Source organism: Streptomyces sp. NBC_00878 (assembly GCF_026341515.1).
Classification (GTDB): domain Bacteria; phylum Actinomycetota; class Actinomycetes; order Streptomycetales; family Streptomycetaceae; genus Streptomyces.
In genome coordinates, this window is the sequence record NZ_JAPEOK010000001.1 from 1,103,351 (window position 1) to 1,117,441 (window position 14,091).

Genomic DNA, 14,091 nt, shown 5'->3' on the forward strand with positions numbered 1-14,091 from the left:
CCGATCACCTCGTCCGCGGTCATGCCCCCATCACCCGGTTCTCCTCGGACCAGAAGGTGACGCGCCGCTGGGCGAACCGGACGAGGAAGTGGGCGATCAGGCCCAGTACGGAGAGCACCACCAGGACGGCGAACATCCCGGCGATGTCGAAGTTGTAGTTGGTCTGCAGCAGCAGGTAGCCCAGGCCCTCCTTGGCGCCGATGAACTCGCCGACGACCGCGCCGAGGATCGAGAAGACGATCCCGATGTCGAGACCGGCGAAGATGAAGGGGAGCGCGCTCGGCAGCCGCACCATCCTGAAGACCTGGAACCGGCTCGCGCCGAACACCGTGAGCATCTGGATCCGGTCGGCGTCGGCCGAGCGCAGCCCCTCGATCACGTTGACGAGCACCGGGAAGAACGAGATCACCGCCGCCATCACGACCTTGCTCGTCATGCCGAAGCCGAACCACACGACGAACAGCGGTGCGAGCGCCACCTTGGGCACCGTCTGGAAGGCGACGACGTACGGCATGAAGGTGCGCTCGATCAGGCGCACCTGCGAGATCGCCGTACCCAGCACCAGTGCCGCGCCCACGCCGAGAAGGAAGCCGTACAGCGACTCCAGGACGGTCACCTTGAGATGTCCCCAGAACAACGGGTCGGCCAGCTGTGTCCGGAGAGCGTCGAGGATCTGGGAGGGGCGCGGCAGCACATAGTCGTCGATCCCGAAGGCGGGGACCGCGAACTCCCATGCCAGCACGACGATCACGAAGACGGCGGGAACGAGCAGCAGTTCGGGCCGCTCTCTCAGGTCCACCCGGGGTCTCTTGATCCGGGGTCTCTTCGGCCGAGGTCTCTTGATCCTGAGGGGCCTCAACTGTCGATCACTCCGGCGGTGTTGAAGTGCTTGCGGATCCGCTCGACATGGACCCCGGCACGGTCCGAAGCCATGGCGCTGAGGGCGCGCGGGCGTTCGAGGCCGATGTCGACGATCTCGGCGACGCGGCCGGGCCGGGGACTGAGGACCACCACCCGGTCGGAGAGGAACACCGCCTCGGCCATGGAGTGGGTGACGAACACGATGGTCTGGCCGCTCTCCCGCCAGATCCGCAGCAGTTCGACGTTCATGTACTCGCGGGTCATGGCGTCGAGCGCGCCGAAGGGCTCGTCCATCAGCAGCACGGCCGGATCGTGCACCAGCGCGCGGCAGATTCCGGCGCGCTGCTGCATCCCGCCGCTCAGCTCATGGGGGTACTTGTCCTCGAAGCCGTCGAGGCCGACCATCGCGAGCAGCCTCTCGGCCCGCTCCCGGTACACGTGGGCGTCGAGTTTCCGCACTTCCGCGGGCACCATCACGTTCCGCAGGACGGTGCGCCACGGCAGGAGGGTGGCCGCCTGGAAGACCATGCCCACCTCGGGCAGCGGTCCGGTCACGTCACGGCCCGCGACACGGACCGTGCCCTCGCTCCTGGGGACGATCCCGGCGAGGATCTTCAGGAGCGTGGTCTTGCCGCACCCGGAGGGTCCGACGAACGAGACGAACTCACCGCGCCGGACGGTGAAGGCGATGTCCGAGAGCGCGTGGGTCGGCTCGGACCTGCGGGACCGGTAGGTCTTGTACAGTCCGTCGACCTCGATCCAGCGGGCCTCGTCCACGTCGGGCGCGGGAACCGCCTGACGGCGGCGGCGCCCCGGACTCCTCATGGCCATACAGCCGCCCTCCCTTCCGTCCTGCCGTGGTGGATGTCCCGGTCGCTACTCGGCCGCCTTCGCCTTCTCGATCACGGCCGCGGAGTCGAAGTCGTTCGCGCCCTTGAGCAGGCCGTCGTCCCACAGGTCCGGCAGGCTGACGTCCTTGGTGACCTGGCCGGACGCCTTGGTGTAGGCGACCGTCTTCGTCCACTCCTCGTCGCTGATCGCGCCCCAGTTCCTGAAGCTCTCGGGCTCACCGGTGGCGGGGACGGCGGTCTTGATCCACGCGTCGAGGGACTTGCCGTCGTCGCCGATGCGGTCGTCGGCCTTCTTGCCGGTCAGCAGCTGCGGGAAGACCTTGTAGCCATCGCGCATGGCGGCCTCGGGGTTGACGGCCGAGAAGAGCAGCGCTTTGTAGGAAGCGCGCAGATAGCGCGTCAGTACGTCCTTCTTCTCCCTCAGGGTCTTCTCGGTCACCGCGAACGTCAGGGAGCGGATGCCGTCGAAGGCTTCCGAGTTGTCCAGGTAGTGCAGCTCGATGCCGGTGTTCTCGATCGTGGTGTAGGCCTGCGTGTACAGCGCGAGCACGTCGACCTTGCCGTGCTCCAGGGCGGACCGGGCCTGGACGCCCACACCGACCGGCAGGAGCTCGATGTCCTTGGCCGCGTCCAGACCGGCGTCCTCCGCGTAGGCGCGGGCATAGATGGCCGAGCCGGAGGCGAGGCTGATGACTCCGATCTTCTTGCCCTTGAGGTCGGCAGGGGTTCTGATGTCCTCGTTGAACGGCTGGACCGCCATCCGCCAGGGCCAGTTCTGTACGAGGCCGCCGATGGCCTTGACCGGGACGCCCTTCTCGCGGGCGGCGAGGATGGCTCCCGCGTCGGCCGGTGTGATGTCGGCGCTGCCCGAGGCGACGGCCTGGACCGCGGCGACCGAACCGTCGGTGTTGATCACGTCGACCTTCAGCTTCTCCTCGGCCAAGTAGCCCTCGGCGGTTCCCACCGCGTACGTGGCCACCTCCTCCTTGGGGGCGAACACGGCCGAGGGGATGGCGAGTTCGAGTCTGGCCGTGGCACCTGACGTGCCGTCGGAGGGCGACGAGGAGTCCCCGCCTCCGCAGGCGGAGAGCACCGCGAGGGCGGCAAGGGTGGCGGCACTGACACCGAGCCGCAGGGAACGCTTCATGCTGGGCACCTCGATCCATCCGGTGGGGTGAGGGCTGTCGGTCGGGCGGGACTCGAAGCAGCGCTCACACACCCACTGGGGCACCCGTGCCGCGTAAGTGGTCGCCTTCGTCTCTCATCTCGCTGCTCCGGCTTCGCCTCGGACAGGACCGTGCAAGGACGTGCAGGGATGGTGGCAGACCTCAAGCATGTCTGAGGGAATCAGATCGCGAAAGAACGCAGAAGGGGTCCCGGAGCGACCAACCGCCCCGGAACCCCTCAATACTTTCCGCTCAATACTTTCCGCTCAGTACCCTCCGCTCAATGCCCTCGACCGGAACCGTCAGGAGAGCCAGGGACTTGCGAGAGTCAGGCGATCTCGACGAGCAGATCGCCGCCCTCCACCTGCTGGATCCTGTTGATGGCCAGCCGGGACACCCGCCCGGCCTTCGAGGCGGTGACCGCGGCTTCCATCTTCATGGCCTCGATGGTGGCCACCGTGGCCCCGACCGCCACCTCGTCCCCCTCGGCGACCGCGAGCGTCACCACTCCGGCGAACGGCGCGGCCACGTGGCCGGGGTTGGCACGGTCGGCCTTCTCCGTCACCGGGACGTCGGAGGCGGCGGCGGTGTCACGCACCTGGATGGGCCGCAGCTGGCCGTTCAGGGTGGACATCACCGTACGCATCCCGCGTTCGTCGGCCTCGCCCACGGCCTCCAGCTCGATGAGGAGCCGTACGCCCGGTTCGAGGTCGACGGCGTACTCCTTCCCGGGACGCAGCCCGTAGAAGAAGTCCTTGCTGTCCAGGACGCTGGTGTCGCCGTAGGTCTGGCGGTGGGTCTCGTACTCGCGGGTCGGCCCGGGGAACAGCAGCCGGTTGAGCGTCGCCCGCGGGGACTTCGCGAGGCCCGTACGGTCGTCCGTGGTCAGTTCCTCGACCGGCTTGGGGGCGGCCCGGCCCTCCAGTGCCTTGGTGCGGAAGGGTTCCGGCCAGCCGCCGGGCGGGTTGCCCAGCTCGCCGCGGAGGAAGCCGATGACGGAGTCGGGGATGTCGAACCTGTTCGGCGTCGCCTCGAAGTCCTCCGGCGACACGTCGGCGCCCACCAGGTGGAGCGCGAGGTCACCGACGACCTTCGACGAAGGGGTGACCTTCACCAGCCGGCCGAGGATGCGGTCGGCGGCGGCGTACATCGCCTCGATCTGCTCGAAGCGGTCGCCGAGGCCGAGCGCGACCGCCTGGGTGCGCAGGTTGGAGAGCTGCCCGCCGGGGATCTCGTGGTGGTAGACCCGCCCGGTCGGCGAGGCCAGGCCCGCCTCGAACGGCGCGTAGATCTTGCGGACGCTCTCCCAGTACGGCTCCAGATCGCCCACGGCCTGGAGGCTCAGCCCGGTGGACCGCTCGGAGTAGTCGGTCGCGGCGACGATGCCCGACAGCGACGGCTGCGAGGTGGTGCCCGACATCGACGCCACCGCGCCGTCGACCGCGTCCGCGCCGGCCTGGATCGCGGCGAGGTAGGTGGCGAGCTGACCGCCCGCGGTGTCATGGGTGTGCAGGTGCACCGGCAGGTCGAACTCGCGGCGCAGCGCCGATACGAGGGTCGCGGCGGCCGGGGCGCGGAGCAGGCCCGCCATGTCCTTGACGGCGAGGATGTGGGCGCCCGCGTCGACGATCTGCTCGGCGAGGCGGAGGTAGTAGTCCAGGGTGTAGAGCCGCTCGGACGGGTCGGACAGGTCGGCGGTGTAACAGAGGGCGACCTCGGCGATCGCCGTTCCCGTCTCCCGTACGGCGTCGATGGCGGGCCGCATCTGCCCGACGTCGTTCAGCGCGTCGAAGATCCGGAAGATGTCGATGCCGGTCGCCGCGGCCTCCTGGACGAAGGCGTCGGTCACCTCGGTCGGGTACGGCGTGTAGCCCACGGTGTTGCGGCCGCGCAGCAGCATCTGCAGGCAGATGTTCGGCACGGCCTCGCGGAGTGCGGCCAGGCGTTCCCAGGGGTCCTCGGCGAGGAAGCGGAGCGCGACGTCGTAGGTGGCGCCGCCCCAGCACTCCAGGGACAGCAGCTGGGGCAGCGTCCGTGCCACCACGGGGGCGACGGCGAGCATGTCCTTGGTACGGACCCGGGTGGCGAGCAGCGACTGGTGGGCGTCGCGGAACGTGGTGTCGGTGACGCCGATGGCCGGTGACTCGCGCAGCCATCGGGCGAAGCCCTCGGGGCCGAGTTCGACGAGCCGCTGCCGGGAGCCGGCGGGCGGCTCGCCGGCCGGCAGGGGCGGCATCTTCGTGGACGGGTCGATCAGCTCGGGCCGTTCGCCGTGCGGCTTGTTCACCGTGACGTCGGCGAGGTAGGTGAGCAGCTTGGTACCGCGGTCGGCGGAGTGACGTGCGGTGAGCAGGTGCGGCCGCTGCTCGATGAACGACGTCGTGACCTGCCCGGCCCGGAAGTCCGGGTCGTCCAGCACGGCTTGCAGGAAGGGGATGTTGGTGGCCACGCCGCGGATGCGGAACTCGGCCACCGCGCGCCGGGCCCGGCCGATCGCGGTCCCGAAGTCGCGGCCCCGGCACGTGAGTTTGACCAGCATCGAGTCGAAGTGCGCGCTGATCTCCGTACCGGCGTGGGTGGTGCCGCCGTCCAGCCGGATGCCCGAGCCGCCGGGCGAGCGGTAGAAGCTGATCCTGCCGGTGTCCGGGCGGAAACCGTTGGCCGGGTCCTCGGTGGTGATGCGGCACTGCAGTGCGGCACCGCGCAGGGTGACCGTCTCCTGCGAGAGTCCGAGGTCGGCCAGTGTCTCGCCGGAGGCGATGCGCAGTTGCGCCTGCACGAGGTCGACGTCGGTGACCTCCTCGGTCACCGTGTGCTCGACCTGGATGCGCGGGTTCATCTCGATGAAGACGTGGTTGCCGTCGCGGTCGAGCAGGAACTCCACGGTGCCCGCGTTGCGGTAGCCGATCCGCTCGGCGAACCGTACGGCGTCGGCGCACATCCGCATCCGCAGCGCCGGGTCGAGGTTCGGCGCGGGGGCCAGCTCGATCACCTTCTGGTGGCGGCGCTGCACCGAGCAGTCGCGCTCGAAGAGGTGGATGACGTTGCCCTGCCCGTCGGCGAGGATCTGCACCTCGATGTGGCGCGGTTCGATGACGGCCTTCTCCAGGAAGACCGTGGAGTCGCCGAACGCGGACGCGGCCTCGCGGGCCGCGGCCTCGATGGACTCGCGCAGCAGGGCGGGCTCCTCGACCCGCCGCATTCCGCGCCCGCCACCGCCGGCGACGGCCTTGACGAACACCGGGAAGCCGATGTCCTCGGCGGCGCGGACGAGTTCGTCCACGTCGGTGGAGGGCGCCGAGGAGCCGAGCACCGGTACGCCGGCCTCGCGGGCGGCGGCGACCGCACGCGCCTTGTTGCCGGTCAGCTCCAGCGTGTCCGCGCTGGGCCCGACAAAGGTGATGCCGGCCTCCTCGCAGGCCCGCGCCAGGTCGGGGTTCTCGGACAGGAACCCGTATCCCGGGTACACGGCGTCCGCTCCCGCCCGCTGCGCCGCGCGGACGATCTCCTCCACGGACAGGTAGGCCCGGACGGGGTGTCCCGGCACGCCGATCTCGTATGCCTCGTCGGCCTTCAACCGGTGCAGTGAATTGCGATCCTCGTGCGGGAAGACAGCCACGGTCCTCGCGCCCAGCTCATAGCCGGCGCGAAACGCGCGAATCGCGATCTCACCACGGTTGGCGACCAGCACCTTGCGGAACATCCTGGATCCCTTCAGCCTGCCGGTGACGCGCACCATGGTGTCTGCCCAGCCTCCGGGGCGCCATGTGAGCCGGGCCACTCACATGGAGGTTTCCGGCCGACGGAGCAGCCGCCTGCCCGGCCGCGACGCGCACCGAGTCACCTCGCAGGCCACCGATGAACTTCTTGAGCGGACAAGCGACTACCCAGTCAGGTGGCTACGCAGTCACCCGGTGATGCGGCCAGGCGGCGGCGTCGGGGCGCCGCTCATTGCACCTGGCTCGCGTTCAGACCAGGTCGGCCCGCGCGGGGCTGTCGCCGATGGCGTTGTCGTCGACGGCGTTGTCGTCGAGGAAGCCGCCCGACTGGTGCTGCCACAGCTTCGCGTACGCGCCCTGGGACGCGAGGAGTTCCTGGTGCGTGCCCTGCTCGATGATCCGTCCGCGGTCGAGGACGACGAGCCGGTCCATGGTGGCGACCGTGCTCAGCCGGTGCGCCACCACGAGCGCCGTGCGGCCCTCCATGAGCCGCCACAGCGCCTCCTGCACGAGGATCTCGCTCTCGGAGTCCAGGGCGCTGGTGGCCTCGTCGAGCAGCAGGATCGGCGCGTCGCGCAGGATGGCCCTCGCGAGAGCGACCCGCTGGCGCTGACCGCCGGACAGCTTCACGCCCCGCTCGCCCACCATGGTGTCGAAGCCGTCCGGCAGTGCGTCGGCGAACTCCGTGACGTGCGCCGCCGCGGCCGCGCGGCGGATCTCGGCCTCGGTGGCGTCCGGCCGGGCGAACGCGATGTTCTCCCGCAGCGTGCGGTGGAACATCGCCGGGTCCTGCGGCACGTACGCGATCAGGCTGCGCAGGTCGGCCTGGCGCAGCCTGCTGATGTCCTGGCCCCCGATCAGGATCCGGCCGGCCTCGATGTCCGTCATCCGCAGCAGCAGCCGGGTCAGCGTGGTCTTGCCTCCGCCGGACCGGCCGACGAGGCCGATCTTCGTCCCGCTGGGCACGGCCAGGTCGAGGTCCTCGAAAAGCGGCTCCGCGCCCCCGTGGGCGAAGGTCACCTGCTCGAAGTGGACGTCAGCGGCCCCGGGGAGCGGCTCCGGCGACGCCGGGTCGAGTACGGTCGGCGGCGCCAGCAGCAGATCGGTGAACTGCGCGGCCTCCGTCATCGCGCTCTCCAGGCGGCGGTAGATCTGGTTGAACTCGAACATGATCCGCGTCGCGTTCGTGTAGTACGTGAAGGCGACCACGACCGCCTCCACGCCGAGCCTGCCCCCGCCGAGCTCGACCGCGAGCAGCAGGCCCAGCGCGTTGGTGAGTACGGACATCGGCGCGACCAGTGTGTCGATGCGCAGGTTGCCGTAGTCCCACGACCTGAGGGTGAGCCGCCGCGAGGCCGCGACACGGGACCGGTGCTCGGCGGCCTCGCGCTCCTCGGCCGCGAACGCCCGGACCGTGTCCATGTTCATCAGGCTGTCGGCGACGTGGCCCGCCACGCGGGCGATCGCCTCCTCGCGGTTGTCGACCAGCGACTGACGGCGACGGATGAGGGGTACGACGAACAGCGCCGTCAGCGCGATCATCGCCAACAGGCCTACAACGAGCAGCGGTTCGTAGGTCCACAGCACCACCGACCCGAAGATGAGCGGCACCAGGCTGCCCACGACCTGGAACGTCAGCGTGTCGACGAACTCCTCGAACCGGGAGGCGAAGCTCAGGACCCGCTTGGTCAGCGCCCCGGCGAAGTTGTCGTGGAAGAACGCGGCGTCCTTCGCGAACAGTTCGTCCAGTCCGATCACGTACAGGTGCTCGATACCGCGGGCGGCGAGGCGGTTCAGGCAGTGCAGGCCGATGCGCCACAGTATCTCCGCGAGGAGCAGGACACCGGCGAAGCCCAGGACATAGGGCAGCATCGACCCCATGGTGATACCGGCGTCCGAGGAGATGCGGCCGACGAGCTTGGCGACGATCAGCGGCGCGATGTAGCTGATGCCGATGTTGCCCATGGCGGGCAGCAGCATCGCGGGTGCCGTCAGCAGTCGAAGCCGAGCTAACTCCCTTCCGTAGTAGCGGAGTGCGAGGAGCACCGAGCCCCTGCTCCGCGGAACTGGGCGCGATTCAGGCGATCCCATACCAACCCTGTGGTGTTGAGTGGCGGCCCGCCCCGTGCGGGGGCACGACGACGGAGCCTCCGCGCGAGGCGCGGCGAAGGCTGTGTGTGAGTACGAGCAGGCCAGGAAGCAGAATTGTCCCGCGACGGCTCCCCCGGAGTCCAAGCGTTTTCTCAGCCGGGTCGTCCGCGCCACGACCGCCACGGCACTGGCACTCCGCCCGCCCCGCCACCGCGAACCCTCACGGCCGCGGTACTGCCGTGAGGGTTCGGAAATGGGGACGCGCGTCACGCGAAGGGCGTGAGGAACTCCCGTACGGGCAGAGCCCGGTTCACGATGCGGGTGTCGCCGAGCCACCCGTAGAAGCCCTGCCCGAAGCGTTCGTCGAACTGCGTGGCGCCGATGACGAAGGGCTTGCCGAGGGTGGCGATGCCGGTGGACGGCTGCGTGGGATTGCGGGCGATCTTCGAGCCGTCCACGTACATCACCGTGCGGCGCCCGTCGTTGACGACGGCGATGTGCATCCAGCGGCCCACGGGCACCGCGTGGCTCCACGACGTGGGTCGGCGTCCTGACGCTGCGGATAGACCACGAACTGGAGGAACCTCTCGGGCGAGAGGTTGAGGCTGCACGTGGGCTCCAGCGGGGACCAGCCCGTGGTCTTGCCCGCGTCTGAGTTGCGCCCTTCCCAGCTGAGAATGCCCATCCAGGCGTGGTCGCCCTCGAAGGGCTCGGGCAGCCTGATGAAGGTCTCGATGGTGTAGCCGCGGGTGAACTTCTCGCCGTTCAGGGCCGCTTGGGCGGCCGTCGTCAGGATCGCGCCGCGGTTCGGGTTCTTGCCGCCGTCGAAGCGTCGATGCTCTCGGCCTCCAGGGTCGACCGCTCCCCGGCATCGCGGGCGAGCAGCCACGGCGAGAAGGTCTCGACGTCGATTACGCCACGGGCCAGGTCGAAGCCGTACGTACGGACCATCCCGGCGCCGCCGTAGTAGCGGTCCTGGTAGTTGGTGATGTGGACGTGGACATCGTTGTCGGCGTCGTTGCGCAGAACCGTGCGCCCGGGCGGCCAGTAGTGGCCGCCCAGCGCGAGGAAGATCTGGTCGTTGCCGCGGATGAGGCCGTCCCACAGGCGCTTGCCGTTGTCCGACAGTTGGGCCTCGCCGTCGTCGTCCGACCAGGCGAGGTCGTGCGTGGTGAGGACGGCGGGCAGCGTGGGGTGCGCGTCGAGGATGCCCTGCGCCCATCGCAGTCCCCTGTCCGACGCCCGCCAGTCGAGGGCGATGACCAGCCATGCGCGGCTCGCGGCGGTCAGCACGTGGTAGGTGTTGTATCCGTCGGGCGAGGCGCCGCGGTAGGTCGGCATGGACGCGTAGCGGGCGGGCCCGAACGCCGCGAGGTACGCGGAGTCGCCCCGCTGGTCGTCCCCGGACTTGATGTCGTGGTTGCCCGCCAGGACGCTGTAGGGCACCTTGCCGTGGATGGTCCGGAAGGTGTCGGCGGCGCGGGCGATCTCGTCCTCGGTACCGTGCTCGGTGACGTCACCGAGGTGAGTCATGAAGGCGATGTTCGCCTCGGCCCGCTCGGCGACGAGGTGGCGGAACGTCTCACGCAGCGGGGCGGGGTCGGCACTGTCGGCGTCGAAGAGGTACTGCGTGTCGGGGAGGACGGCCAGCACGAAGCGCGGGCTCTCCGGGTCGAAGGGGCCGGAGTGAGCCGCAGAAGCGGACGCAGCGGCGGAGTTGGGGGCGGAGGTGGAGGTGGAGGCAGAGGCGGAAGCCGCCTGTGCCGACGTCTCGAAGGCGGCGGCCGCCGCGCCGGCCGCGGGCAGGGCGACCGCGGCTCGCAGCAGCGCGCGTCTTTGCAGGGAGTTTTGCTGTTCTGCCGCAGTCATGAACACTCCGTGGGACGGGGCCAGTTGGCAGGCCGTACGCTGCTCACCTGCCACAGCCGTGCGGTGGCGGGGAGTTGAACGTCCGCTGCCGGTCGCCCGACGTTTGGCAGAGCCGCCCCCGTCCGGGCCTCACGGGAATCAGGGAGAGACGGCTCGTCCGACCGCACGAACGCGATCAGCGGGCCTGCCGTGGTCGGCAGACCCGCTGATCGACGGCCCGGAGCCCGTCAGTAGACGGTCAGGCCGTAGGTGTTCAGCACTTCTTGGATCGGCTGGTAGAAGGTGGTCCCTCCCGAGGTGCAGTTCCCGGAGCCGCCGGAGAGGATGCCGATGACCTTGTCACCCGCGTAGAGCGGGCCGCCGCTGTCGCCGGGCTCGGCACAGATGTTGGTCTGGATCAGCCCGTAGACGACGTCTCCGCTCCCGTAGTTGACGGTCGCGTTCAGCGCGGTGACCCTGCCGCAGTGGACACCGGTGGTCGATCCCCGATGGCAGACGCTCTGGCCGACATAGGCCGTCGCGGTCCCGGTGACGTCGACGGTTCCGATGGTGCCGGGGTGCGGCACGGCCAGGTTGGAGTACCGGACGACACCGAAGTCATTGCCGGGGAAGCTGGTACCGGTGGTGGGACCGACCGCCGTGGTCATGGCGGAACTCGTATACCAGGTGGACGTACCGGCGGTGCAGTGGCCGGCGGTGACGAAGTAGTACGTGGAACCGCTCTGCACGTTGACCCCCGCCGTGCAGCGCCAGCCGGAAGCGTAGATGCCGTCGCCGCCCGACAGCAGAGTGCGCAACTGTCCGTCGACCCGTTCGAGGGTCAGGGCACCTGCGAAACGGCCCGTGGCCCGACGGAGTACGGCCAGGTCGGCGTCCGCGACCGTGGAGTCCGCGAGAACCCGCAGCTTCCCGGTCCGCTCGTCCACGACCCAGCTCGTCCCGGCGATCCCCAGGGTTTCGACGGCCGAGGCCGCGCTGGACAGCGAGGCGGCGCTGGACACCGAGGCGGCGGATGGCGCGGCGTCGCCTGTGGGCGCCGCGGCCGCGCTGGTGCCGGACACCGCCAGGGCGGCCACGACGAACAGGCTCAACACCGAGGCGATCAGCCGGGAACGTCTGATGGTGGTACGGCGTGCTCTCATCACCCAAATCTCCCCGAAGACGGTCGGTCAGGTCCGCCACGCCCGACTGGTCTCGGGGCGTGCCGTGAATCCGTGCAGAGGTTCCATACCGGGGTTCCATGCCGTGATTCCGTGCAGAGATTCCGTGCCGTGATACTGGTGCGTTCGCGGTGACGAAGGGCGCCTCCGTGCCCCCGACACCGGCGCCCGGTGTACATCCCTTCGGGGACACGTGATGGCGCGCGGCTGCTGCGGGATGCGGCCACGAAGTGGCCGACGAGGCCCGGTGGAAGCCGGCCAACGCCTCATTGTCCCGGGCCGCACCCGACGCGGGTAGGCCATCTCCGGCCGCAAGGCGCACGCACCATCAACGCGGCCACACACGGTGGCGAATGGCACTGGTGAGGCTTCCGTGAAAAAAGGGCCCCCGCAAGCTCTCGCCTGCGAAGACCCTTCACACTGTCGGGACGACAGGATTTGAACCTGCGACCCCTTGACCCCCAGTCAAGTGCGCTACCAAGCTGCGCCACGTCCCGTTGCCCGTTGCGACCTGGGGTTTCCCCTGGTTGAACGCGCACGGAAAGAATACCGCACTCGGGTCGGTGGTCGCGCACTCCTTTTGTCCCGACGAGCACCGCTTGACCTCAACCTTGCTTCAGGTCGCACGATCGTCCGTATGACGACGACAACGGTGAAACGCGGCTACGGATACGCGGACCTGCCAGGCCTGATGGGGCTGATGAGCGGCGACGAGAAGCACGGTCCGGCGGCGACATCCACGCTCGACGCACTCTGGGTGCTTTATGACCGGGTGCTAAGGGTGACGCCGGAGCGGGCGGACGATCCGGAACGGGACCGGTTCCTGCTGTCCAAGGGGCACGGGCCAATGGCGTACTACGCGGTGCTCGCCGCGAAGGGCTTCGTCCCGGTGGACTGGCTTCCGGGTTTCGGCTCGTACGACTCGCCGCTCGGTCATCATCCGGACCGTGTGCTCGTGCCTGGTGCCGAGATCGGCAGCGGTTCGCTCGGGCACGGGCTTCCGATCGCGGTCGGTACGACGCTGGGCCTGCGCGCCCAAGGGCGGCACGACCCTCGGGTGTGGGTACTGGTCGGGGACGCCGAACTGGACGAGGGCAGCAACCACGAGGCGATCGCGTACGCCGGTCCGGCCGGGCTCGACCGGCTCCACACCGTCGTGATCGACAACTCCTCCGCCAACTACGCGCTGCCCGGAGGGATCGCCGCACGCTTCGAGGCCGCGGGCTGGTCCACCGCGACCGTCGACGGACGGGACCACGACGCTCTGTACGCCGCCTTCACCGCGCCTCACCCGGGACGTCCGCGCGTCGTCGTCGCCCGGGTGGAGCCGAAAGACGTCTGAGCCGGTCAGTCCCACATCCACTCCGAGAACCGTCCCCGCAATCCAAACCAATCCGCCCCAATCTCATCCAATCCAACTCAGTCTCAGCCAGTCCCACCACGGAGGAATTTCCCGATGGACACCATGCGTGACCGCTTCGCCCCCGTCGTCTCGCGGCTGCTCGAAGAGGATCCGCGCGTCGCGGTCGTCCTCGCCGAGATCGGCCTGGCCGGGTTCGAGGAGGCGCTGCAACGGCATCCGGACCGCGTGATCAACGTCGGTATCCGGGAGCAGCTGCTGGTCGGGGCGGCAGCGGGGCTTGCGCTGACCGGGCTGCGGCCCGTGGTGCACACCTTCGCCAGCTTCCTCGTCGAGCGGCCCTTCGAACAGGTCAAGCTGGATCTCGGGCACCAGGACGCGGGCGCGGTACTGGTCAGCGCCGCCGCGTCCTTCGACTGGCCCTCGGGCGGCTACACGCACATGGCACCCGGCGACGTCGCCCTGCTCGACACGCTCGACGGCTGGACGGTGCACGTCCCGGGCCACCCGGACGAGGCCGAGACGCTGCTGCGGCACGCCGTCGCGGCGGGCGACGACAAGGTCTACGTACGACTGTCCGTGCAGTCGAACACCGAGGCCCTGGCCGTCGACGGCGCACGATTCCGCACGGTCCGCGAGGGGCGGACCGGGGTGGTCGTCGCGGTCGGGCCGATGCTCGACGAGGTACTCGCCGCCACCGAGGGTCTCGACGTCACCGTGCTGTACGGGACGACCGTGCGCCCCTTCGACTCGGCCGCGCTGCGCCGGGCCACTGAGGCGGCCGGCACCGATGTCGTCCTCGTCGAGCCCTACCTGGCCGGCACGTCGACGGCAGCCGCGAACGACGCCCTCACGGACCTGCCGCACCGCGTGCTCGGCCTCGGCGTCGGCCGCCGCGAACTGCGCCGCTACGGACAGATCGAGGAACATGTAGCCGCGCACGGATTGGACGCGGGGTCGCTGCGGGAGCGGATCGGTGAGTTCCTGGGGAGGACGCGGGTCAGCGTGTAGCGG

General features: G+C 69.7%; 10 protein-coding genes and 1 tRNA gene. 2 read left to right on the plus strand and 9 right to left on the minus strand.

Annotated elements, in window-relative coordinates; all coding sequences use genetic code 11:
• Nucleotides 1-19 precede the first annotated feature (19 nt).
• The 9 genes from OHA11_RS04420 to OHA11_RS04460 all read right to left on the minus strand — a co-directional run bounded on the left by OHA11_RS04420 (nt 20) and on the right by OHA11_RS04460 (nt 12,214).
• The gene (locus OHA11_RS04420; protein WP_266492138.1) at nt 20-799 is read right to left on the minus strand and encodes an ABC transporter permease; all 780 of its coding nucleotides are present in this window, start codon (nt 797-799) and stop codon (nt 20-22) included.
• A gap of 56 nt (nt 800-855) precedes the next feature.
• Nucleotides 856-1,638 carry an ABC transporter ATP-binding protein gene (locus tag OHA11_RS04425; RefSeq protein ID WP_323186752.1) on the minus strand — a complete coding sequence of 261 codons (783 nt, stop codon included), beginning with the start codon at nt 1,636-1,638 and terminating at the stop codon, nt 856-858.
• 99 nt (nt 1,639-1,737) lie between these two features.
• Nucleotides 1,738-2,859, minus strand: a complete 1,122-nt coding sequence (locus tag OHA11_RS04430; protein WP_266492142.1) for an ABC transporter substrate-binding protein — start codon at nt 2,857-2,859, stop codon at nt 1,738-1,740.
• Nucleotides 2,860-3,206: 347 nt separating this feature from the next.
• On the minus strand, nt 3,207-6,581 hold the full coding sequence (locus OHA11_RS04435; protein ID WP_266492144.1) for a pyruvate carboxylase: 3,375 nt from the start codon (nt 6,579-6,581) through the stop codon (nt 3,207-3,209).
• A 265-nt stretch (nt 6,582-6,846) separates the two neighbouring features.
• The gene (locus tag OHA11_RS04440) at nt 6,847-8,688 is read right to left on the minus strand and encodes an ABC transporter ATP-binding protein (protein WP_266492146.1); all 1,842 of its coding nucleotides are present in this window, start codon (nt 8,686-8,688) and stop codon (nt 6,847-6,849) included.
• Nucleotides 8,689-8,954: 266 nt separating this feature from the next.
• On the minus strand, nt 8,955-9,209 hold the full coding sequence (locus OHA11_RS04445; RefSeq protein WP_266492148.1) for a LamG-like jellyroll fold domain-containing protein: 255 nt from the start codon (nt 9,207-9,209) through the stop codon (nt 8,955-8,957).
• Between the two features lie 268 nt (nt 9,210-9,477).
• Nucleotides 9,478-10,557 carry a metallophosphoesterase gene (locus OHA11_RS04450; protein WP_266492151.1) on the minus strand — a complete coding sequence of 360 codons (1,080 nt, stop codon included), beginning with the start codon at nt 10,555-10,557 and terminating at the stop codon, nt 9,478-9,480.
• 227 nt (nt 10,558-10,784) lie between these two features.
• Nucleotides 10,785-11,699 (minus strand): S1 family peptidase, encoded by a 915-nt coding sequence (locus OHA11_RS04455; protein ID WP_266492154.1) that lies wholly within the window; start codon nt 11,697-11,699, stop codon nt 10,785-10,787.
• Nucleotides 11,700-12,140: 441 nt separating this feature from the next.
• Nucleotides 12,141-12,214: transfer RNA gene (locus tag OHA11_RS04460), tRNA-Pro, on the minus strand.
• Between the two features lie 140 nt (nt 12,215-12,354).
• On the opposite strand from OHA11_RS04460, the gene OHA11_RS04465 reads away from it, so the two are divergent.
• Nucleotides 12,355-13,059 carry a transketolase gene (locus OHA11_RS04465; RefSeq protein ID WP_266492155.1) on the plus strand — a complete coding sequence of 235 codons (705 nt, stop codon included), beginning with the start codon at nt 12,355-12,357 and terminating at the stop codon, nt 13,057-13,059.
• Between the two features lie 114 nt (nt 13,060-13,173).
• On the plus strand, nt 13,174-14,088 hold the full coding sequence (locus tag OHA11_RS04470) for a transketolase family protein (protein WP_266492156.1): 915 nt from the start codon (nt 13,174-13,176) through the stop codon (nt 14,086-14,088).
• Nucleotides 14,089-14,091: the final 3 nt, after the last annotated feature.